We start from the raw sequence: 20,821 nt of genomic DNA on the forward strand, positions 1-20,821 counted from the left end.
TCCGGCCTCGGCGGCCTCGCGGACCCCCTCGACGTTCTCCAGAATCCACTGGATCTTGCCGCCGGAGAAGTAGGTGGCCGGGGGCAGCCCCGCCTTGCGGCGGATCACGTCGCCGCGTCCGTCGCGCTCCAGCGCGGCGGCGATGGCGTCGGTGCGGGTGTCCTGCCAGACGATCGCGTTGTAGTAGGGCCGTCCGGTGCGCCGGTTCCACACGACGGTGGTCTCGCGCTGGTTGGTGATGCCGAGCGCGGCCAGGTCGCTGTACTGCAGGTTCGCCTTGGTGAGGGCGGTCTCGATGACGGCGCGGGTGCGCTCCCAGATCTCGGTCGGGTTGTGCTCCACCCACCCGGCGCGCGGCAGGATCTGCTCGTGCTCGAGCTGGTGGCGGGCGATCTCGTCGCCGCCGTGATCGAAGATCATGAACCGGGTGCTGGTGGTGCCCTGGTCGATCGCTCCGACGAAGTCAGCCATGTGGTCTCTCCCGTGGTCGGTCGGGCGGGGTCAGGCGGGCTGGTGCTGGGTGTGCTCTGGGGCGGACGCCGCTGCGCTCTCCTCCTCCTGCGGCAGGAAGCGGTGGACCAGGACCTTGTAGAGCGCCGCGCCCAGCACGCCGCCGACCAGCGGTCCCACGATCGGAACCCAGAAGTACAGGTCGCCGTTCTGATCACGCCACGCCTCGCCGTATCCGGTCAGAAAGGAGGCCAGGCGCGGCCCGAAGTCGCGCGCCGGGTTGATCGCGTAGCCCGCGTTCGTCCCCCAGGCCATGCCGATCGCCACCACCAGCAGGCCGATCACCACCGGGGCCAAATTGGCCAGCGGTGGCCGGTTGCGGACATCGATGAGGGCGTAGACGACGAACAGCAGGATCGCGGTGCCGATGATCTGGTCGCGCAGGCCGCCCCACATGTCCACCGGAAGGACGCCGTTGCCCGGCAGCGTGGAGAACACGCCCTGCGTCTTGATGGTGTGCTCGGGGTCGGCCTTGGCGAGCACCTCGGTGTAGTTCCAGCGGACGATCAGCGCCGCCACGAACGCGCCGGCGGTCTGCGCCAGCACGTACGGCGCCACCTTGCGCCAGGGGAGCTCGCGGAACACGGCCAGCGCCACGGTGACCGCGGGGTTGAGGTGGCCGCCGCTGATGCGCGCCGCCACGTACACGCCCAGCGTGACGCCGATGCCCCAGGCCCAGGCGATGCTGTCGTGGTCGCCGATCTCGGCCGCGGCGACCTGCGCGACCACGCCGACGCCGAACAGGATGAGGATCATGGTTCCGGCGAACTCGGCGGCCATCTCTCCCGCGAGCCCCGGCACCCTGCTGCGTACCGCCATGATGACCTCCTCGGACGGGCGGGCAGGGGCGCGCGGCGGGCACGGCCGCCGCGCGCTCGGGTGAGGCGCGCCGTGTCGGTCCGGATCCGGCCAGGGGCGGACACGGCGTTCCTCACGGCTGCCGAGGACGCTAGAACGACGCTCGAAAGGCGGCAACGGACCGGTGTCGACATTGTCGAACACTTTCCCGCGCACCCGGGTCCGGTTAATCTCCCAGCTGTGCGGCAGATCACAAGAATGCGCAGATAGCCGCGAAATGGCGATGATGGCGACCACTGTCGACATTGTCGGCACAGCGGGGCGAAATGAACTAATCTCGCGTTCATGCCCGGACCGGTGCAGTCGATCGAGCGGGCCGCGGCCATCCTGCGGCTGCTGGCCGGCAGCTCGGGACGGCTGGGCGTCGGCGAGATCGCCCATTCGCTCGGCCTGGCCCGCGGCACCGCCCACGGCATCCTGCGGACCCTGGAGCGCGTCGGGTTCGTCGAGCAGGACAAGACCACCGGCAAGTACCAGCTCGGCGCGGCCCTGCTCCACCTCGGCACCAGCTACCTGGACGTCAACGAGCTGCGCTCGCGCGCCATCAACTGGGCCGACGCGCTGGCCGCCCGCAGCGGCGAGGCGGTGCGCATCGGCACCCTTTTGGACGGCAAGGTCCTCGTCGTGCACCACGTGTTCCGCCCCGACGACACGCTCCAGGCGCTGGACGTCGGGTCGCTGCTGCCGCTGCACGCGACCGCGCTCGGCAAGGCGCTGCTGGCCCACGACGCCAACGCCGCCGCCTGCGTCCGCGGCGTCCGGTTGGAGGCGTTCACCCGCCGCACCGTCACCGACCACCGGCAGCTGGCCCGCAGCCTCAGCGCGGTGCGCGAACGCGGCTGGGCCGCCGAGGTCGAGGAGCTGTCGATCGGCGAGGCCGCGATCGCCGCGCCGATCCGCGGCCACGGCGGCCTGGTGGTGGGGGCGATCGGGGTGTCCGGGGCGGTCGAGCGCATCTGCGACGCCCAGCGCGTGCCGGTCGCCAAGCTCGTGGGGTACGTGCGGGACGCGGCCCGCGCGGTCTCCCGCGACCTGGGGGGATCGCGTTGGTGACGGCAGGGAGTGAGAAGTCGTGGTCGAACGCTATGTGATGTCCATCGACCAGGGCACCACGTCGACCCGCTGCATCCTGTTCGACCACCGCGGCCGCCTCGTCGCCGTCGCGCAGCGCGAGCACCGGCAGTACTTCCCCAAGCCCGGCTGGGTCGAGCACGACCCGGTCGAGATCTGGCGCAACCTCGAACGCATCGCGCCGGAGGCGCTGGCGCAGGCCGGGGCGACGCCGGACCAGGTCGCCGCCGTCGGCATCGCCAACCAGCGCGAGACCACCGTGCTGTGGGACCGGCTGACCGGCGCGCCGATCGGCCGCGCCGTCGTGTGGCAGGACACCCGCACCGACGCCCTCGTCGAGGAGCTGTCGCGCGCGCCGGACGCCGCGCTCGTCACCGAACGCAGCGGCCTGCCGCTGGCCACCTACTTCTCCGCGCCGCGCATCCGCTGGATGCTCGACCACGTCCCCGGCCTGCGCGAACGCGCCGAACGCGGCGAGGTGCTGTTCGGCACCATGGAGAGCTGGCTGATCTGGAACCTCAGCGGCGGCGTCGACGGCGGCGTGCACGTCACGGACGTGACCAACGCCAGCCGCACCCTGCTCATGGACCTCAAGACGCTGACCTGGGACGACGACCTGCTGGCGTTCTTCGGGGTCCCGCGGGCGATGCTGCCGGAGATCCGCTCGTCCACCGAGACGTACGCCACGGCCCGGCGCATCTTCCCCGGCGTGCGCATCGGCGCCGCGCTCGGGGACCAGCAGGCCGCGCTGTTCGGGCAGACGTGCTTCTCCCCCGGCGAGACCAAGTGCACCTACGGCACCGGCGCGTTCCTGCTGATGAACACGGGGACCACCCCCGTGCGGTCGGCCAACGGGCTGCTCACCACCGTCGGCTACAAGATCGGGGACGAGCCCGCGGTGTACGCGCTGGAGGGCTCGATCGCGGTGACCGGCGCGCTGGTGCAGTGGTTCCGCGACCGGCTCGGGCTGATCTCCACCGCGCCGGAGATCGAGACGCTGGCCCGCACCGTCGAGGACAACGGCGGCTGCTACATCGTCCCGGCGTTCTCCGGGCTGTTCGCCCCGCACTGGCGCAGCGAGGCGCGCGGCATCATCGTCGGCCTGACCTCCTACATCACCAAGGGGCATCTGGCCCGCGCGGTGCTGGAGGCCACCGGCTGGCAGACGCGCGAGGTCGTGGACGCCATGAACCGCGACTCGGGCCTGCGGCTGCGCGAGCTGAAGGCCGACGGCGGCATGACCGCCGACAACCTGCTCATGCAGTTCGTCGCGGACGTGCTGAACGTCCCCGTCGAACGCCCGATGGTGGTGGAGACGGTGTCCCTGGGCGCCGCCTACGCGGCCGGCCTGGCCGTCGGCTACTGGCCCGACCTGCAGGGCCTGCGCCGCAACTGGCACCGCGCGGCCCGCTGGGTGCCGTCGATGGACCCGCGGCGCCGCGAGAGCGAGTACGACAACTGGCGCCGCGCGGTGGAACGGACGTTCGACTGGATCAAATCCGACGAAAGAGGGACTGACCAGGCATAAGGTTCCCCTCCCGGGGTAGGGGCGGCCGATAACGGTCTAGACCATTTTGCTGTCGGGGCCGGGTTATCGGAGAAGATCTGTCCACTTGCTGGTGTTGTACCGCAAGGACGATCCGAAACATCGGCCGCACCCGCGGCTCCATGGGAGGTACACCACAAACATGAGCAACCGTCTCGCGAATCCTCGTCGCACCAGGCTCAGCGCCTGGCCGAAGCAGCGCACGGTCGACGTACGGACCGACCAGGGCGCCAAGCCCGCCGAGTCCGCGTCGCCCGCACCCGAGGCAGAGCGCGCCGATCGTTGATCGGCCGATCACCAGGTTGCTCAGCCGGGCCCGTGCAGCATGGGCTTCCCACCCCCGACCACTCTGTCGCTCCGGGGGCGCCTCCCACACAGGAGGCGCCCCCGGAGGGTGCTTTGTCCGCCCCGCCGAACAGGCCGGTCTTCTCCAGGTTGAGATCGCGGTGGACGCGAACGCTTTACCCCCTTCGCACCAGCGACACCGGAACGCATACGGGGCAACCCCGCCCGCAAAATATCGATCTTCAACGGCACGACGCTGACTCCGCACCGGCCGGACGTCCGCCCCTGACCAGCCGCTCCTCGTGCCGCTGAAGCACACCCCACGGAAACCACGCCGGTGCAGCGCACCCCCGCTCCCCGCAACCACCACGTCAAGCGGCGTTCATCCGCAACACTGCCTGGTCTCGCGCCATCCTGTCCATGCCAGGCGGCGAGCCCCTCACCGATCAACTGCGAGCGAGCGACAGACCCAGGCCTCAGACTCGCCAGCCCGGGCACCACACGCAGCAAGCACCGCCCCGACGAGCCCGATGACCCGACAGTGTCACCTGCCGCGGAGGCGTGACGACCTCGCCGACTGGCATGGACGGCAGGTGCGCGAGCCAGAGCCGACGCCTTGCCGCTCCGGCGCCACGGCGCGGTACGAGGATCGGGCGGTCTTGCGTGCGGGCTCGCGGTGCCCGACGTTGGCGTTGGTCTGGGAGTGTGCGACGCCAGCCGAGCCACTGTTGGCAGCGTTGCGAGTAGCGGTTGAGCTGGTGAGTTCGAGTTCGTGACCGGTGCAGCCGACGAGTGGCCGGCGCGGCAACAGGCAGGTACAGCGGCGACGCAAGCCGATTCGACCGCATTGCTGATCTCTGGGTGCGACGAATCGGCATGATGATCATGCGGCCCTCTGGCCGGATCGCCGGGTCCAGTGCGGGCGGTGGCCTGAGGCTGTGACGCCTCGGCTCATCAGCCTGTCGTCCGCTGCCGTACGCAGCGCCGCTGAGGTGCGTCCTTCTGGGGCGGCGCAGCGCTTCGACGTCGCGGGGTCAGGTCGTCGCCGTGACAGTGGTGCCTACATATATTTGGCAGGCGCATGAACACGTTCGGTAGATGAGAGAAGGCGGATGGCACGTGCGGGGCTGAGCCCGGAACGTCTGACCCGGGCGGGGGCGGAGCTGGCCGACGAGGTCGGCTTCGACCAGGTGACCGTCTCGGCGCTCGCCCGGCGGTTCGACGTCAAGGTCGCGAGTCTGTACTCCCACCTGAAGAGCTCGCACGACCTGAAGACCAGGATCGCCCTGTTCGCCCTGGAGGAGCTCGCCGACCGGCTCGCGGACGCCCTCGCCGGGCGGGCCGGCAAGGACGCCCTCGCCGCCTTCGCGAACGTCTACCGCGACTACGCCCGGGAGCATCCCGGACGCTACGCCGCGGCCCGGTTCACGCTCGCCCCGGAGGCCGCGGCCGCCAGCGCGGGCGGGCGGCACGCCCAGATGGCCCGGGCGATCCTGCGCGGCTACGACCTGGCGGAGCCGGAGCAGACCCACGCGGTCAGGCTGCTGGGCAGCGTCTTCCACGGGTACATCAGCCTGGAGGCGGGCGGCGGGTTCGCCCACAGCGCCCCCGACACGCAGGAGACCTGGTCGCGGATCATCGACGCCGTCGACGCCCTGCTGCGCAACTGGCCCGCGTCCTGACGGACCGGAGCCGACGCGGGAATAGAGCCGTCCGGCCGGGGCTTGCCGCATACATGAGCGCCGCATCCTTCGATCCGCGCACGCTGCTGGCGGAGAGCCGGCTCGGCGTCCTGGCGACGATCAAGTCGGACGGCCGTCCCCAGCTCTCCCCCGTCATGCCGTACTACGACCGGGAGGCCGACGTCATCTACGTCTCGATGACCGAGGGACGGGCCAAGACGGCGAACCTGCGCCGCGATCCGCGGGCCGCGCTCGAGGTCACCAGTCCGGACGGCTGGTCGTGGGCCACGGCGGAGGGCGTCGCCACGCTCACCGGGCCGGGGACCGACCCGTACGGTCCCGAGGTCGAGGCCCTGGTGACGTACTACCGCCGCGCCGCCGGGGAGCATCCGGACTGGGAGGAGTACCGGTCGGCGATGGTGTCCGAGCGCCGGGTGCTGATGGCCATGACGGTCGAGCACGTGTACGGCGCCAAGATCCGCTGACGCCGCTCCCGCACGCCTGACCGCTGCGGCCCGCGCACACCCGCGCCCGCTTCACCGCCTTCGGAGGTCGCGCGGCTGGTCGACGACGGGACGCCCAGCTGCGCTGCGATCTGGCGGGGCCGCTCGCGGTCGCGATGGTCGCCGAGGCGCTGGGCCTGGATGGCGTGCAAGCGGCCCCCAGCACGCTCCTGGTACGACGCTCGTGGAGGCCGTGTCGGCCATCGCCGCCGGCCTCGTCCCGGCCCGGTTGACGCGGAGTTACCTGCCGGAAGGGTGCAGGCATGGTCCGCGCCGGTCGGCTCTGTCCCCGACCCCGCGCAGGTGTCAGTCCGCGTGCCGGGTCAGACGGCGGGGACGCGGCGACCGTCCGCTCCTGGTACGCCGCGTTCGTGGAGTGCTGTGCCGCGTCCCGGTCCGGTCCATGCGGATTCCCTGCCGCGGGGGCGGGGCGATGTGGCATGGTCCGCGCCGTGCCGCGTGCCGGGTCAGGCGGGGCGGACCCGGCACGCGACGATCGCCACCGTGGTGTAGGACATCGTGAAGCCGCCGCCCAGCGTGTCGATGGCCGCTCCGACGGTGTCGAGTATCTCCGTGAGCTGGTCCTGCGGAAGCCGGGTGAGGATCCCGGACGTGGGCAGTTGATCGAGCCACTCGTCCCGGGTGTAGGGCTTCTCCCACTCGTATCGCCATCGCTCCGGGTCGCCGAACCCGTCCGCCTGTCGGATCTGGTCGGCGGCCTTGGCGAACATCGGCTCGTACCTGTCCAGGGGGGCCTTCTGCGCCTCGACGTCGACCGGCGAGTCGGGCACCAGCCGCCGATAGACCGCGGCGAAGGCGTCCGCCACCTCCGGCGGAAGCCGGAAGACGTGCCAGAACGCCGCCAGCAGGCCGCCGGGCCGCAGGACCTGCGCGGCCTTGGCCGCTCCCACGACGGGGTCCACCCAGTGCCAGGCCGTCCCGGCGACGACCGCGTCGAACGTCCGGCCGGCCGGGTCCCAGGCTTCGAAGGTCGCCACCTCGACGTCGACGCCGGTGCGCCGCGCGACGTCGGCCATGCGCGCGTCGGGTTCGACGCCGAGGACGCGGCAGCCGGCCTGCTGGAACTGCCGGGCCGCGGTGCCGGTGCCGCAGCCGACGTCGAGGACGTCGGGGCCGGGGGCGGCGGCGACGATCCGCCGGACGAGCGCGTCGGGGTAGGCGGGGCGGGTCCGGTCGTAGCGCTCGGCGTCCACGCCGAACGACTCGGCCATCTGCCGGGCGCGATGAGGCTCCTGCCGAGAAGTGCTAGTGGGCATGCGCCCACTCTAGTGGGCACGTGCCCACTCGTCCACTCCGGGTAAGGTCGTCCGGGGAGGGAGCATCGTGCCAACGGGCGTAGCCATCCGGGATGTGCGCGAGCAGCTGTTCGACGCCGCCGAGCGCGTCCTGCTCCGGGACGGGCCGAGCGCGCTGACCAGCCGGGCGGTCACCACCGAGGCGGGCGTCGCCAAGGGCGTCCTGCACCGGCACTTCGCCGACTTCGACGCGTTCCTCGCCGAGTTCGTGCTGGACCGCGTCCACCGGATGGACGCCCAGGCCGCCGCCCTGGGCGACGCCGCCGGGACCGGCACCATCGCGGGCAACCTCACCGACGCTCTCACCGCCCTGTTCGGGTCGGTCGCCGTGGCGATCGTCCCCCTCGTCACCTACCGGGACGGTCTGCGCGCCCGCCTGCGCAAGGACTGGCCGGCCGGCGTCCCGGTCCTGACGGACGCCGCCATCATGATCGCCTCCTACCTCGCCGCCGAACGGGACCTGGGCCGCATCGCGGCCGACGCCGACGTCGAGACGCTCGCGTACACGCTGATCGGGACGGCGCATCTGCTGTACGCCGACCGCGACAGCACCCCTCCGGAGGCGGAGGCCTTCCGCAAGGTGGTGAACACGGTCATCGGCGGGGTCGTCCGCGCCTGAACGGCCCGCCGTCCCGGACGACCGCGCCCGCAGCTCACGCGGGTGGACGGCCGGACGGCGCGGCGCCGTTGGGGACCGCGGCTCGCCGCGGACCGGAGACGTCGCGGGAACGGGCGGCGGAGGGCGGCGGGGCGGTGCTGGCGCGCAGGACCACCTTTCCCGCGATGCGTTCGATGCGGCTGCGGCTGGCGCGGGGCTCCCTGAGGGCCAGGCGCAGGGCGCGTTCTCCCATCTCGTCCAGCGGGAGGGCGACGGTGGTGAGCGGCGGGATGAGGTCGGCGACGATCGGGATGTCGTCGAACCCCGCCAGCGACACCTCGCCGGGCACGTCGACGCCGTGGTCGCGGAACGCGGCCAGCGCGCCGATCGCCATGACGTCGGTCACCGCGAACACGCAGGTGGGACGGGGGCCGCTGCGCAGCAGTTCGGTGGCGGCGGCGTATCCGCCGTCGCGGGTGAAGCCGCCCTCCACCACGCGGGGGCGCAGGCCGGCGTCGGCGAGCGCGCCGGTGAAGCCGGCGAGCCGGTCGGCGACGGTGGTCAGGGTGCGCGGGCCGGTCAGCACGGCGAAGTCGCGGTGGCCGAGGTCGAGCAGGGCGCGGGCCAGCGCGGCGGCGCCCTCGCGGTTCTGCGGCAGGACGGTGTCGACGCGCAGGCTGCGGTGGCGGCTGACCACCGCGACGCGGCCGCCGGCGCGCACGTAGGGGTCCAGTTCCGCGGCCATGGCGCGTTCCCAGGCGCGGTCCTCGAAACCGGAGCCGATGAGCAGGATGGCGCGGGCGCGCTGGGCGCGCAGCATCGCCACGTACTCGATCTCGCGGTCCGGATCGCGGAACGTGCTGGCCAGCATGACGAGCAGGCCGTGCTCGGCGGCGGTGCGCATCACGCCGCGGGAGATCGCGGCGAAGTAGGGGTCGCTGACGTCGTGGCAGATGACGCCGATGGCCTTGCTGGACGCGCTGGCCAGGGCCTGGGCGTGCGCGTTGGGCGTGTACGCCAGCTCGGCGGCCGCGGCCAGCACCCGCTCGCGCAGATCGGCGCGGACCTGCGCGGCGCCGTTGAGCACGCGGGACGCGGTGGCCAGTGAGACGTCCGCGCGCCGCGCCACGTCCCGCAGGGTCACATGCGAACGTCCCGATGCCGCCCGATCGCCCATCGCCGCCCTCTCGGTCGCCCGATCGCGCGGCCGGTTCGCGATTCGGCTCTTGACCGCGCGGTCCGTCGTTCTTACGGTACAGCAGAAAGCGCTTTCTGAAATCGCTTTCCAGTGTCGACCACGGAGGTGGCCCCGATGGTGAGCCAGGGCACGACGTCGACGTCCGGGGCGGCGTCCTCGACGCCCGCGGCCGAGCAGTCGCCGGACGCGGCGGTCGTCGAACGCGGTCGCCCGCCGCTGGGCGAACGGGTCCGGGAGGGCCTGGAGCGGTCCTGGCGGCCGGTGGCGATGCTGCTCGCCTGCGTGGCCGCCTGGTGGGCGATCACCGCGGCGAAACTGGTGGAGCCCTACCTGGTGCCCTCCCCCGGGGCCACGCTGGACCTGATGGTCGAGAAGTGGGGCTACATCTGGCACCACAGCTGGGTCACCACGTACGAGACGGTGGTCGGGTTCCTGCTGGCCGCCGTGATCGGGATCGCCGCGGCAGTAGTGATGGTGTACTCCGCCACGATCGAGCGCACGCTCTACCCGATCCTGCTGTTCGCGCAGGTCATCCCGAAGATCGCCGTCGCCCCGCTGTTCGTGGTGTGGCTGGGCTTCGGGGTGACGCCCAAGATCTTCGTCGCGGTGCTCATCGCCTTCTTCCCGGTGGTCATCGCCATGGTCACCGGGCTGAAGTCGGTGGACCCGGAGATGCTGCAGCTGTCGGCCACCATGGGGGCCGGGCCGTGGCAGACCTTCGCCAAGATCCGGTTCCCGGCCTCGCTGCCGCACCTGTTCTCCGGCCTGAAGGTGGCGGTGACCCTGGCCGTCACCGGCGCCGTGGTGGGCGAGTTCGTCGGCGCCAACGAAGGCTTGGGCTACGTGATCCAGCAGGCCAACGGGAACCTGGACACCCCGATGCTGTTCGCCGCGCTGCTGGTGATGTCGGCGCTGGGCGTCGTGCTGTTCGTGTTGATCGAGCTGGCCGAACGGCTGGTGCTGCCCTGGCACGCCAGCCGCCGCGGCGACGCCGTGACCACCACCTACTGAGCGGACCCCGGTCCGCCTTCTCACTCCCATGCCGCCGCAACCCCGCTCTGCCCCCTCGCGGCGTGACCCACCCCCATCCTCGGAGGCCGGAAGAATGAGACGACTCGGCACCCTGGCGGCCGCCACCCTGGTCCCCGTGCTGGCGCTGACCGCCTGCGGCGGTGGTGGCTCGGAGGAGACCACCAGTGCCTCGGGCAAGAAGCTGAAGAAGGTCACCCTGACCCTCAACTGGTACCCGTACGGCGAGCACGCGCCGTTCTACTACGGAAAGAAGAAGGGCATCTACGAAAAGCACGGCATCGACCTGACCATCAACGCGGGGCAGGGCTCGCAGAAGACCGTGCAGGCCACCGGCGCGGGCCAGACCGACTTCGGCTGGGCCGACACCCCGGCGCTGCTCGCGGCGGTGGACAAGGGCATGCCGGTCAAGAGCATCGGCGTGTTCCTGCAGACCACCCCGGCGTCGGTGCAGTCGTTCGCTTCGGCCGGCATCAAGACGCCCGCCGACCTGAAGGGCAAGCGCATCGCGGGCACCGCGGGCGACGCGCTGTCGCGCACGTTCCCGGCGTTCCTGAAGAAGAACGGGCTGAGCGAGAGCGACGTGCGCATCCAGAACACCGACCCGGCGGGCAAGATGTCCGCGGTGATCTCCGGGCAGGCCGACGGGCTGCTCGGCTACGCCAGCGACCAGGGCCCGACCATGCAGAACCGGGCGGGCAAGCCGGTGTCGTACCTGCGCTACTCCGACTTCGGGCTGAACTTCTACTCCAACGGCCTGCTGGTCGGCGAGCGGAAGCTGAAGAGCGACCGGGACCTGGTGAAGAAGATGGTCGCGGCGACCAGCGAGGCGTGGACGGCGGCGCAGGCCGACCAGGCGGGCGCGGTGGCGGCCATGGAGGGCGCCTCCGAACAGCTGCCGCCGATGTCGGTGCTGACCGAGCAGTTCAAGACGACGCTGACACTGCTGCACACGCCCAGCACGCAGGGCAAGGCGCCCGGCGTCAACACCGAGGCCGACTGGAAGCAGACCATCGACGTCTTCCACCAGACCGGTGTCATCAGCAAGGCCCAGCCGCCGTCGGCGTACTGGCAGGCCGACGTCGCACCGCAATGAGCGAGCCGAGGGGACGCGGCGCCGCCCGCGCCGACGAGCGACCAAAAAGCGGGAAGAAAGGACGACGCCTTCACAGCGTCCCGCAGGCGAGCAGGGAACAGCCATGAACAAGCCGGAAGGACGTAGCGCCGTCTGCACCGACGAGCGACCAAGGAGCGAGAAGGGAAGACGGCGTCCACACGGCGTCCCGCGGGCGAGCGGGGAACACACATGAGCGAGCCGCATGGGCGCGGTGGCGCCTGGACCGAGCGACGGGACGAGCAGCGATGAGGATCATGAGCAAGGCGGAGACGGCGGCCGACCGGGCGCGGGGCGGCGCGTCCGAGCACGCCGTGGAGCTCGACGGTGTGGCCGTGCGTTTCCGGACGCGCAAGCGCGACGTCACGGCGCTGGCCGAGGTCTCGCTGGACGTGCCGGTCGGCGAGTTCGTGGCGATCGTCGGGCCGTCGGGCTGCGGCAAGTCGACGCTGCTGAAGCTGGTGTCGGGGCTGCTGAAACCGTCGTCGGGCACGGTGCGGCTGCACGGCGAGACGGTGACCGGGCCGCGGCACGACATCGGGTTCGTGTTCCAGCGGGCGGCGCTGCTGGAGTGGCGGTCGGCCAAGCGCAACATCCTGCTGCAGGCGGAGATGCGCAAGATGCCGGCCGAGCAGGCCAGGCGCCGCACCGCCGAGCTGATGGAGATGACCGGCCTGACCGGCTTCGAGGACGCCTACCCGCACGAGCTGTCCGGCGGCATGCAGCAGCGCGTGGCGCTGTGCCGGGCGCTGCTGCACGAGCCGCCGGTGCTGCTGATGGACGAGCCGTTCGGGGCGCTGGACGCGCTCACCCGCGAGCAGCTCAACGTCGAGCTGAACCGCATCTGGCGGGAGACCCGCACCACGGTCCTGCTGGTGACGCACTCGGTCGCCGAGGCGGCGTACCTGGCGAACCGGGTGGTGGTGATGACGTCCCGGCCGGGTCGGATCGCCGAGGTCATCGACGTGAACCTGCCGCCGGAGCGCGACTACGCCACCACCGTGGCCGATCCGGAGTTCGCGCGGGTCACCGCCCGTATCCGCGAGCTGCTCGGCGCGGGTGCGGCCGCCGACTGACCGGATGTGAGCGGGGCGCCCCGCCCGGCCGCCCGGCCGACCGAGCTTCCGCGGCGGCACAGGTCCGGACGCGAGCGCGCCGACCGGGCCTCGCCGCGGACCCGCGCGAGGCGACTCCGCGGCGCGGTCGTGCCGTGGTCGGGTGCGCTCGCCGCCATGTCCGCGCATCGCCGGAGCGGGAAGGCTCAGGCGAATCAGCACAGCCGCCCGCCGGCGTCGACCCGGCGGGGGCGGGAAGGGAACGCGATGGCACGCAGGTCCCTCGGAATCGTCTTGAACGGCGTGACCGGCCGGATTGGCCACCGCCGGCATCTGCTGCGCTCGATCCTGGCGATCCGCGGGCAGGGCGGGCTGCGGCCGGCCGACGGCACGACGCCGTGGCCGGAGCCGGTGCCGGTCGGCCGCGACGCCGGCGAGGTCCGCGCGCCGGCCGAGCGGCACGGGCCGACCGCGTGGACGACCGACCTGGCCGCCGCGCTGGAACGCTCCGGCGTCGAGGTCTGCTTCGACGCGCAGGCGACCTCGGCGCGGGCGGCGGCGATCCGGGCCGCGGTCGCGGCGGGCGAGCACGTCCACACCGAAAAGCCGCTGGCCGCGGACAAGGTGCAGTGGGAGATGTTCCTGCGGCATGTGGCCGAGGACGCGCCGTTCCCCTGGGACTTCCACGCCGGTGCGCGCGGCGTCCGACTCGCTGAACTAGGCATGCGGGCCTGGCGCGAGGGGCGCCGCCTCGTCGTCCCCGAGCTGAGTCGCTGACCGCCGATGGCGCGCATGTCGGACCGGTCCGGGCCCGCCGCGGAAAACGCCGGCGCCCCGGCGCGGACGTGGCGGAGCGCGGCCGGGGCATGGCTGGGCATCGGCACGGCGCCGGGGGCCCTGGTGCTCGGCGCGCAGGTCGGCGGGCGGCACGACGGCGTCCTGCCCGTCCTGGTGCTGGCGGCGGGCGGCGCGGTGATGGCGGCGCTGCTGGCGGCGCAGGGACGGCTCGGGCTGCTGCCGCCGCGCGGCGAGGGCTCCGCCGTGGCCGCGCTGATGCCGCGCTACCTGCCCGGCCCGGCGGAGCGGGTGTTCACCGTGCTGCTCGCGGCGGCGATGGTCGGCTGGTTCGGGTTCAACGTGGGCCTGGGCGGCGCGGCGGTGGGCGCGCTGACCGGGCTGGCCGACCCGGTCGGCGTGGCGCTGCTGACGCTGCCGCTGGTGGCGGTGCTGCTGGCGGGCGGCGGCCGGTGGAACGCGGTCGCGGTGGCGACGACGCTCACCGCGATCGCGCTGGTGGCGATCGTGGCGGTGCGGCTGGCGCCGCCGGAGCCGCCGGTGGTGTGGTCGCGAGCGGGGCCGCCGGTCACGCTGGCGGCCGACCTCGCGGGCTACGTCGGGTACGTGTCGGTGTTCGCGGTGCGCGCGCCCGATTTCACGGTGGGCCTGCGCGACCGGCGCGACCTGGCGTGGTGCGTCGGCCTGCTGGTCGTGCCGGCGCTGGCGGCGTCGGTGGTCGGCGCGGGGCTGGCCGCCTCCAGCGGCTCGACCGACGTGGTCGCGGTGCTGGCCGGGCCGCGGGGGCTGCCGGTGGCGAACCTGTTCGTGGCCGCGTCGGTGATCGCGCCGACGCTGGCGGCGGTGCACTCGGGGGTGTTCGCCGTGCGCCGGTTCGCCCCGCCGCTGCCGCGGGCGTGGGCCGTGCTGGCGATCGCGGTGCCGGGCGCCGTGCTGGCGGCGCTGCGGGTGGACCGGATGCTGCTGGACTGGCTGACGCTGCTGGCGGCCGCGCTGCCGGCGCTCGTGCCGCCGATGGCGGCCGAGGCGGCGCGGCGACGGCGGGGCCGGACGCCGCGGCCCGTCCCGACCCTGCTGTGGGCGCCCGCGGCGGGCACCGCGCTGGCGCTCACGCTCGCCGGCGTCTCGGCGGCGGCCCCCGCCGGACTCCTGGTTTCGGCCGCGCTGACCTTACTGCACCACTGTGTCCGAATTCGGTCGCGGACCGAACCGTGAAGCGGTTCTTGACGGCCCCCGACTCCCCTTCTACGGTCAAGAAAGCGCTTACTGAAAGCGCTTTCCGCTCTCTCACCCTCCAGGATGGCCGGAATGACACGAATCCGCTGGTCACCTCCGACACTGGTCGCCTTCATCACGGCGCTCTTCGCCTCGCTGGCGGCCGCCCTGCTGGCGGCGCCTCCACAGGCGCGGGCGGACGAACCGATCCTCGACCCCGTCCCCGAAGACCCCACCCCGTCCGGCCTCGGCCTCGTGCTCAAAGAGGTCGCCCAGCTGCCCGCGTCGACACCGACCCCGCCCGACATGGTCACCGACCCGCGGCTGCGGCGGCACAACCGCATCAACTACGTCGGCGAGGTGCCCGACCGCTCGGGCCGCCTCTACGTCCCGGACCTGAACGGCAACCTGTACTTCCTGGACAAGAAGACCTACCGCCACCACGTCTACCTGGACGTCAAGGCCCAGTTCCCCGACTTCTTCTCCGCCCAGGGCCTCGGCCAGGGCTTCGGTTTCGTCACCTTCCACCCCGACTTCAAGCGCAACGGCAAGTTCTACACCGTCCACGTCGAGTCGGGCGACGCGCTGAAGACCAAGAAGCCCGACCTGACGCCGCAGCCGAACACCGCCTACCACGGCGTCGTCACCGAGTGGACGGCCGCCGACCCGTCCGCGCAGACCTTCCGCGGCACCCACCGCGAGCTGCTGCGCATCGGGTTCTCCGGACGCATCCACGGCATCCAGCAGATCGACTTCAACCCCAACGCCCGGCCCGGCGACCCCGACTACGGCAAGCTCTACCTGGCGGTCGGCGACGGCGGCAACGGCAACGTCGGCGACAACGGCGGCGACCCGCAGAACCTCGCCGTCCCGCAGGGCAAGATCCTCAGGATCGACCCGGCCGGCCGCGACAGCGCCAACGGCAAGTACGGCATCCCCGCCGACAACCCGTACGCCGGCCGCGAGGGCGTCGTCCAGGAGATCTACGCCAACGGCATGCGCGACCCGCACCGGTTCAGCTGGGACACCGGCGGCTCCAAGCGCATGTTCCTCGGCCACATCGGCGAGCACGCCATCGAGGCGGTCTACGACGTGCGCCCGGGCGACAACTACGGCTGGAGCGAGCGGGAGGGCGCGTTCCGGTTCGACAAGAACGACCGCTGCTACCTGTACCCCCTGCCCGCCGACGACGCCGAGTACGGCTACACCTACCCGGTCGCGGCCTACGACCACGACCGTCCGCCGAACCTGTCCTGCACGGCCGACAGCGGCAACGCCATCTCCCTCGGCTACGTCTACCGCGGCGCGCGCCTGCCCGCGCTGCGCGGCAAGCTGCTGATCACCGACATCGTCAACGGCCGGCTCCTGTACGCCGAGGAGCGGGAGATGCGGCGCGACCCCACCGGCAAGAAGCGCGCGCCGCTCTACTCGATGGCCGCGTACGACACCAAGGGCAACCCCGTCACCCTGCAGCAGCTCGCCGGCGACGCCCGCGTGGACGCGCGGTTCGGCAGGGACGCCCAGGGCGAGCCGTACCTGATCGCCAAGGCCAACGGCAAGATCTGGAAGGTCGTCGGCACCAAGACGTTCGCCGACTGCCGCACCGCGCCGATCCGCATCAGCCACGCCACGTCCGCCAAGGACTGGGCGCCGGTCACCCCGTCCAAGTGGCGGTTCACCGGCCGCGAGGTCGTGCTGGCCGAGGCGGGCGTCGAGCGTCCCGGCCCGCGCCGCCCGTTCGAGTACGCCGTGCTGACCAAGGGCCCGGTGCTCGGCTCCGCCGACATCACCGCCCAGGTGCGGCTGGACACCCCGGTGTCGGTCGGCGACCGCGACGTGATCATCGTCTTCGGCCACCGGTCCGACACCCGCTTCTACTACGCGCATCTGTCCAGCGACAACACCATCTACCCGCACAACGGGATCTTCGTGGTGAACGACGCGGACCGGCAGCGCATCGACCAGCAGTGGAACGGCGACCGGCTCGTCCCGCACGGCGCCCCGCCCGCCGTCACCGACGAGGCGTGGCACGACGTGCGCGTCAAGCACTGCGCGGACACCGGCGAGATCGCCGTCTACGTGGACGGCTCGCGCCGCCCGCTGATGACCGCCGTCGACACCACGTTCCGCTCGGGCCGCGTGGGCTTCGGGTCGTTCGACAACGTCGGACGCCTCCGCGACCTCACCGTCACCGCGACCCGGGGCTGACCGGGAGGAACGCACGCCGCTGATGCGCTCCGGCGGCCGTGCGACGGCTCCGGGCGGGCAGGACGCCTCCCGCCGCCCGCCCGGAGCCGCCTCCTCCGTCCCGCACAGACCTCCCCCGTTCAAGGAGATGACGATGATCGTTCGCCGTGTCGCGGCGGCGGCGCTGCTCGGCGGCGCGCTCGCCGCGGTCCCGGCCCAGGCCCAGGCGGCTCCGCACAAGGGCAGGCCGGACGTGTTCCCCGCGCTCAGGCACAGCCTGGTCGCCTACTGGGACTTCGAACATCCCGTCGAAGGCGCGCCCGCGCGCGAACGCGACCTCGGCCCGTCCGGCACCGACATCGACCTGGTGAACGGCGGCGCGGCCATGCGGGTGCCGGACGGCGCCCACCGCGGCAGCCGCGGCTCGATCCAGGTGAAGCAGGTGAACCCGCAGGTCGCGGGCAACGACGACTGGAAGGCCGGCGTCTACTCCGAGTCCGGCGTGCCGACGTTGCGCGCGTTCAACGCCGCGCGCGGCGCCACCGTCATGGGCTGGTTCAAGATGACCGGCGTCAACCCGAGCCCCAACTCCAACACCGCCGATCCGGACGACAGGTACAACGCGACGGGGCTGGCGGGCGTGCTCAGCGGCGATTCCAACGGCCACGACGTGCGCGCACTACTGGAGATCATCGACGTGCAGGGCACGCAGCGCGTCGTCGCCCTCGGCCGCCGCATCGACGGCGGCGACTCCCAGACGTTCGCCGCGAGCGAGGACTGGCAGAAGATCCTGCCGCCCGACACCTGGGTGTTCCTGGCCGCGACCTTCGACTTCGACACCGGCGCCATGGCCCTGTACAAGAACGGCAGGCCGCTGCCCGGCTTCTACACCCGCGACGACGACCCGTGGGACCTCGAGGGCACCCCCGGACCGCACCGCACCAGCGCGACCGACCCGCGCGGCATCAAGATCGGCGGCAGCTTCCCACAGAACACGCGGGAGCAGAACCCCTGCAACTGCCGCATCGACAGCGTGATGCTGTTCAACCGCCCGCTGACCGCATGGGAGATCCAACGGCAGTACCGCCGCCTCGCCAGGTGACGGCGAACGGCGTCCGGCCCGGCCGACGGAGTGGAACCGCCGCCCGGGCCGGTTCCATGCGCCCTGGATTCACCCGCCGCCCGGCTGGGACGTGCGTCGGGCGACCTCGTCCGCGAGGCGGTCGAGAGAGCGCCGCAGCTCGTGTTCGGCGTGCTCTTCGGCCTGCGACGCGCCCTTCGCCTCCGGCTGGTCCCCGAGGAACGACAGGTGCACCACGACCTCGCTCGTCCCTCCGTCGTGGTCCGTGACCTGCAGCCAGCCCGCGTAGTCGGGCGTCCCCCGGCTGCCCCACTCCAGCCGGTGCCGCTCGGGCGAGCTGTGCATGACGCCCTCCCGCTCGACGCCGTGGGCGCGGTCCGCGGCCTCGGCGACGCCCGGGGCGGTTTCGTGCACGTCGATCTCGCCGGGCAGCCAGCGGTGCATCGTCTGGGTGTCGGCCGCGATGTCGAACACCACCCGGCTGTCGGCCGGCATCGTCCGGCTGGCCTCGTACTCCATGGCCCTCACTCCCGGGTCTCGTCCTCCTGAGCCCTCTCGGTTACCCAGACAAAGCCGCCCTAACCGCGTCCATCCGGATCACGTCCACGCGGTCGAACCCCTCCTCCGCCGTCGGCGGCACGAGGCGCTTCCACGCGTCGAGCACGCCCACGGTGGGCACCCGGGCTCTTCCCGTCCTGGCGGCGTTGCGTTCCAGGCACACGTCCAGCGGCACGTCCAAGAACACCGCCCGCAGCCTCGCCCCATGCCGACGGGCGACCTCGATGATCGACGCCCGCTCCCGCGGCGAGGCGTTGGTGTTGTCGACGACGACGTCCCGCCCTTCCCGCAGCAACTCGTCCAGCACTCGCCTCTGGCGTGCCTCGCGCCTGCGCGCGTTGGGCCAGTGGTCCTTGCTCACCACCGCATGCGTGCGCTGCAAATGCTCGGCCACCCACGTCGTCTTGCCGGCCCCCTGCACCCCGACCATGACGACGACCTCCGGCCGGGACGTGCGGCTAGTCCTCACCGCCCGCCGCATCCGCGAGGACCTCGGCGACCCGGCGCGCGGTCTCGGTCGGCAGCGGCACCGGGTGCCCCCGCCAACGCCGCGCCGCCAGCATCGCCGCGCATCCCGCACCGCCGCCGTACGCGGCCGCCGCCACCGCCGCGGCGGCCTCGGGCGGCAGCTTCTTCTCCAACAGGAGCAGTGTCAGCCGATACGACGCGGCCGTCGCGAGCGCGCCGAGCGTCCCCGCGACCATGCCCATCTGCACCGCGGGGAGACGCCGCTGAGCCTTTTCCCAGATCTCCCGCTGCGCCGCCTCGGCCACGTCCCGCGTCATCTCCATGCTCCGTTCGAGCACCTCGGGCGAGGCCTGCTTTACCATGCCCCTCCCCTACCCACTCACATGGCTTTAAGCGCCTTAACGCGCGCTTACCGCCACTTGGAGGGCCTCATGGGGACGGCGACTCCGGCGACGCCGGCTTATCGCCGTCAGAGGGTTCTTCCGAACAGCTCGAGCAGGTTGGTCCAGTGGCGTTCCGCGGCTTCGCTGTTGTACGCATCGGTGTCGGCCATGGTGTAGCCGTGGACGGCACCGGCGTAGACCTCGGTACGGTGCCGGACGCCCGCCGCAGTGAGGGCCTCGTCGAGGCGCGCGATCTGCTCGGGCGGCATGGAGGGGTCCTTGTCGGCGTGGGCGAAGTACAGTTCGGCGGTGATCCGGTCGGCGAGCAGGTGGGGGCTTTGCGGGTCGTCGGTCGCGAGGTCCGCGCCATGGAAACCGGCCGCGGCCGCGACCTTTTCGGGGTGGCTCGCGGCGGTGAGCAGGGCCAGACGGGCGCCCATGCAGTAGCCGGACACTCCGACCGGCCCCGGACGAACCTCCCGCCGAGTCGCCAGCCACCCCAGGTAGCTGCCGGCGTCGCGCGCCACGGCGTCCACGCTCAGCCCCTCCAGAAGCGGGACGATCCGATCGAACAGGGCCGGGCGGTCGGCCGAGGAGATGAAGTCCGGCAGCGGCACGACCGGCGCCCGCCCATGGCGGTAGAAGACGTTGGGGACCAGCACGGTGTAGCCGGCCTCGGCGAGACGGTCGGCCATCTTCCGCAGTTGTGGACGCAGACCGAAGGCGTCCATGTACACCAACACGGCGGGGTGGGCGGCGTTGTCGTCAGGGTGGGCCATGTAGGCGTCGGCGGTCCCATCCTGGGTGGGCACGTCGACCGTCATTCTCCGTACAGCGGTCATGCGGCTGTCACTCCTCTCGCGTTCACGGCGCTTCAACGCGGCCTCTCAGCGCCGGCGGACCGGAGGGCTCTCACCCACGCCGATGCGGACGCCTCCAGCGCAGACCGGCGGCCGAAAGCGACATGATCACCGCCCCGCCCTCAGCGCGCAACGGCACCGCACCGGACAGGTTCGCATTGGACGAGCACGCTCGCGAGCAGGCGGTCGGCCGGACCGTCCTTCTGCTCGACGACACCTGGACGACGGGATGGCGGACACGCTACTCCACCCGTACCAGCAGAACTGACCAGTCACGACTTCGGGCGTCCTCGACACGGTCGATCTTCCACGTCTGCTCATAGACGGGGAAGGTGTCGCCGGGACACAGGTCGAGAATGCGCTCCTCGTCGGTGGTGGCGGCAAGCCGGACGACAAGAGGCTGCCCCTCCCGCGCATCGACGCCGATAACCCCGAAACTGACGGATTTGCCCCCGACATCCGTGTTCGCCTGCAGATGGGGGCCGAGCCAGATTTCTTCACCAGCCACA

21 protein-coding genes are annotated in these 20,821 nt (G+C 72.2%); 12 read left to right on the plus strand and 9 right to left on the minus strand.

Annotation, left to right across the window (positions count from 1 at the left end; all coding sequences use genetic code 11):
- Nucleotides 1-471: FGGY family carbohydrate kinase (locus AR3_RS20045; protein ID WP_245637908.1), on the minus strand; the 471-nt coding region annotated here is incomplete at its 3' end.
- A gap of 30 nt (nt 472-501) precedes the next feature.
- Nucleotides 502-1,329 carry an MIP/aquaporin family protein gene (locus AR3_RS20050; protein WP_067915775.1) on the minus strand — a complete coding sequence of 276 codons (828 nt, stop codon included), beginning with the start codon at nt 1,327-1,329 and terminating at the stop codon, nt 502-504.
- Between the two features lie 324 nt (nt 1,330-1,653).
- Between AR3_RS20050 and AR3_RS20055 the strand changes: the two genes are divergently transcribed.
- The 4 genes from AR3_RS20055 to AR3_RS20070 all read left to right on the plus strand — a co-directional run bounded on the left by AR3_RS20055 (nt 1,654) and on the right by AR3_RS20070 (nt 6,437).
- Nucleotides 1,654-2,421 (plus strand): IclR family transcriptional regulator, encoded by a 768-nt coding sequence (locus tag AR3_RS20055; protein WP_067915776.1) that lies wholly within the window; start codon nt 1,654-1,656, stop codon nt 2,419-2,421.
- Nucleotides 2,422-2,440: 19 nt separating this feature from the next.
- Nucleotides 2,441-3,967, plus strand: coding sequence for a glycerol kinase GlpK (gene glpK / locus AR3_RS20060; RefSeq protein WP_067915777.1), 1,527 nt, complete (start codon nt 2,441-2,443; stop codon nt 3,965-3,967).
- Between the two features lie 1,415 nt (nt 3,968-5,382).
- Complete coding sequence (locus AR3_RS20065) at nt 5,383-5,952, plus strand: TetR/AcrR family transcriptional regulator (protein ID WP_067915778.1); 570 nt, start codon at nt 5,383-5,385, stop codon at nt 5,950-5,952.
- Nucleotides 5,953-6,005: 53 nt separating this feature from the next.
- Nucleotides 6,006-6,437 carry a PPOX class F420-dependent oxidoreductase gene (locus tag AR3_RS20070; RefSeq protein ID WP_067915779.1) on the plus strand — a complete coding sequence of 144 codons (432 nt, stop codon included), beginning with the start codon at nt 6,006-6,008 and terminating at the stop codon, nt 6,435-6,437.
- Nucleotides 6,438-6,922: 485 nt separating this feature from the next.
- On the opposite strand, the gene AR3_RS20075 is transcribed toward AR3_RS20070, so the two are convergent.
- Nucleotides 6,923-7,732: a class I SAM-dependent methyltransferase gene (locus tag AR3_RS20075; protein WP_083951705.1), complete on the minus strand. Its 810-nt coding sequence runs from the start codon at nt 7,730-7,732 to the stop codon at nt 6,923-6,925.
- 67 nt (nt 7,733-7,799) lie between these two features.
- Between AR3_RS20075 and AR3_RS20080 the strand changes: the two genes are divergently transcribed.
- Complete coding sequence (locus AR3_RS20080; RefSeq protein WP_067915781.1) at nt 7,800-8,390, plus strand: TetR/AcrR family transcriptional regulator; 591 nt, start codon at nt 7,800-7,802, stop codon at nt 8,388-8,390.
- 34 nt (nt 8,391-8,424) lie between these two features.
- On the opposite strand, the gene AR3_RS20085 is transcribed toward AR3_RS20080, so the two are convergent.
- The gene (locus AR3_RS20085) at nt 8,425-9,498 is read right to left on the minus strand and encodes a LacI family DNA-binding transcriptional regulator (RefSeq protein WP_390099231.1); all 1,074 of its coding nucleotides are present in this window, start codon (nt 9,496-9,498) and stop codon (nt 8,425-8,427) included.
- 183 nt (nt 9,499-9,681) lie between these two features.
- On the opposite strand from AR3_RS20085, the gene AR3_RS20090 reads away from it, so the two are divergent.
- The 7 genes from AR3_RS20090 (at nt 9,682) to AR3_RS20120 (ending at nt 18,064) form a co-directional block, all read left to right on the plus strand.
- Nucleotides 9,682-10,578 (plus strand): ABC transporter permease, encoded by an 897-nt coding sequence (locus AR3_RS20090; protein WP_067915804.1) that lies wholly within the window; start codon nt 9,682-9,684, stop codon nt 10,576-10,578.
- Between the two features lie 94 nt (nt 10,579-10,672).
- On the plus strand, nt 10,673-11,692 hold the full coding sequence (locus tag AR3_RS20095) for an ABC transporter substrate-binding protein (RefSeq protein WP_106258500.1): 1,020 nt from the start codon (nt 10,673-10,675) through the stop codon (nt 11,690-11,692).
- 275 nt (nt 11,693-11,967) lie between these two features.
- Nucleotides 11,968-12,786 (plus strand): ABC transporter ATP-binding protein, encoded by an 819-nt coding sequence (locus AR3_RS20100; protein WP_067915805.1) that lies wholly within the window; start codon nt 11,968-11,970, stop codon nt 12,784-12,786.
- A 282-nt stretch (nt 12,787-13,068) separates the two neighbouring features.
- The gene (locus tag AR3_RS20105) at nt 13,069-13,542 is read left to right on the plus strand and encodes a hypothetical protein (protein WP_227023074.1); all 474 of its coding nucleotides are present in this window, start codon (nt 13,069-13,071) and stop codon (nt 13,540-13,542) included.
- A gap of 15 nt (nt 13,543-13,557) precedes the next feature.
- Nucleotides 13,558-14,775: an SLC5/6 family protein gene (locus AR3_RS20110; RefSeq protein WP_146150232.1), complete on the plus strand. Its 1,218-nt coding sequence runs from the start codon at nt 13,558-13,560 to the stop codon at nt 14,773-14,775.
- 93 nt (nt 14,776-14,868) lie between these two features.
- Nucleotides 14,869-16,983, plus strand: coding sequence for a PQQ-dependent sugar dehydrogenase (locus AR3_RS20115; protein ID WP_106258502.1), 2,115 nt, complete (start codon nt 14,869-14,871; stop codon nt 16,981-16,983).
- A 133-nt stretch (nt 16,984-17,116) separates the two neighbouring features.
- Entirely contained in the window at nt 17,117-18,064 is a 948-nt protein-coding gene (locus AR3_RS20120; protein ID WP_067915786.1) for a LamG-like jellyroll fold domain-containing protein, read from the plus strand.
- A gap of 69 nt (nt 18,065-18,133) precedes the next feature.
- On the opposite strand, the gene AR3_RS20125 is transcribed toward AR3_RS20120, so the two are convergent.
- From AR3_RS20125 to AR3_RS20145, 5 genes are all read right to left on the minus strand, one after another.
- Nucleotides 18,134-18,562: an SRPBCC family protein gene (locus tag AR3_RS20125; RefSeq protein ID WP_067915787.1), complete on the minus strand. Its 429-nt coding sequence runs from the start codon at nt 18,560-18,562 to the stop codon at nt 18,134-18,136.
- 40 nt (nt 18,563-18,602) lie between these two features.
- Nucleotides 18,603-19,070, minus strand: a complete 468-nt coding sequence (locus AR3_RS20130; protein ID WP_217998664.1) for an ATP-binding protein — start codon at nt 19,068-19,070, stop codon at nt 18,603-18,605.
- Complete coding sequence (locus tag AR3_RS20135; protein WP_067915788.1) at nt 19,060-19,431, minus strand: phage holin family protein; 372 nt, start codon at nt 19,429-19,431, stop codon at nt 19,060-19,062. The genes AR3_RS20130 and AR3_RS20135 overlap by 11 nt, the downstream gene beginning before the upstream one ends.
- Before the next feature lie 107 nt (nt 19,432-19,538).
- The gene (locus AR3_RS20140) at nt 19,539-20,294 is read right to left on the minus strand and encodes a dienelactone hydrolase family protein (RefSeq protein ID WP_067915789.1); all 756 of its coding nucleotides are present in this window, start codon (nt 20,292-20,294) and stop codon (nt 19,539-19,541) included.
- A 259-nt stretch (nt 20,295-20,553) separates the two neighbouring features.
- A complete protein-coding gene (locus tag AR3_RS20145; RefSeq protein ID WP_146150233.1) occupies nt 20,554-20,820 on the minus strand; it encodes a DUF6406 domain-containing protein in 267 nt (88 codons plus the stop codon).
- Between the last annotated feature and the right edge of the window lies 1 nt (nt 20,821).

Origin of the sequence: Actinomadura rubrobrunea NBRC 15275, from assembly GCF_001552235.1 — a bacterium.
GTDB lineage: Bacteria > Actinomycetota > Actinomycetes > Streptosporangiales > Streptosporangiaceae > Spirillospora > Spirillospora viridilutea.

Excerpts from the sequence above, each read along its gene's own strand:
- AR3_RS20100 (WP_067915805.1), top strand. The coding sequence starts at position 11,968 with ATGAGCAAGGCGGAGACGGCGGCCGACCGGGCGCGGGGCGGCGCGTCC.
- AR3_RS20110 (WP_146150232.1), top strand. The coding sequence starts at position 13,558 with ATGTCGGACCGGTCCGGGCCCGCCGCGGAAAACGCCGGCGCCCCGGCG.
- AR3_RS20055 (WP_067915776.1), top strand. The coding sequence starts at position 1,654 with ATGCCCGGACCGGTGCAGTCGATCGAGCGGGCCGCGGCCATCCTGCGG.
- AR3_RS20135 (WP_067915788.1), bottom strand. The coding sequence starts at position 19,431 with ATGGTAAAGCAGGCCTCGCCCGAGGTGCTCGAACGGAGCATGGAGATG.
- AR3_RS20095 (WP_106258500.1), top strand. The coding sequence starts at position 10,673 with ATGAGACGACTCGGCACCCTGGCGGCCGCCACCCTGGTCCCCGTGCTG.
- AR3_RS20115 (WP_106258502.1), top strand. The coding sequence starts at position 14,869 with ATGACACGAATCCGCTGGTCACCTCCGACACTGGTCGCCTTCATCACG.
- AR3_RS20090 (WP_067915804.1), top strand. The coding sequence starts at position 9,682 with ATGGTGAGCCAGGGCACGACGTCGACGTCCGGGGCGGCGTCCTCGACG.
- AR3_RS20075 (WP_083951705.1), bottom strand. The coding sequence starts at position 7,732 with ATGCCCACTAGCACTTCTCGGCAGGAGCCTCATCGCGCCCGGCAGATG.
- AR3_RS20050 (WP_067915775.1), bottom strand. The coding sequence starts at position 1,329 with ATGGCGGTACGCAGCAGGGTGCCGGGGCTCGCGGGAGAGATGGCCGCC.
- AR3_RS20140 (WP_067915789.1), bottom strand. The coding sequence starts at position 20,294 with ATGACCGCTGTACGGAGAATGACGGTCGACGTGCCCACCCAGGATGGG.
- AR3_RS20125 (WP_067915787.1), bottom strand. The coding sequence starts at position 18,562 with ATGGAGTACGAGGCCAGCCGGACGATGCCGGCCGACAGCCGGGTGGTG.
- AR3_RS20120 (WP_067915786.1), top strand. The coding sequence starts at position 17,117 with ATGATCGTTCGCCGTGTCGCGGCGGCGGCGCTGCTCGGCGGCGCGCTC.
- AR3_RS20065 (WP_067915778.1), top strand. The coding sequence starts at position 5,383 with ATGGCACGTGCGGGGCTGAGCCCGGAACGTCTGACCCGGGCGGGGGCG.
- AR3_RS20070 (WP_067915779.1), top strand. The coding sequence starts at position 6,006 with ATGAGCGCCGCATCCTTCGATCCGCGCACGCTGCTGGCGGAGAGCCGG.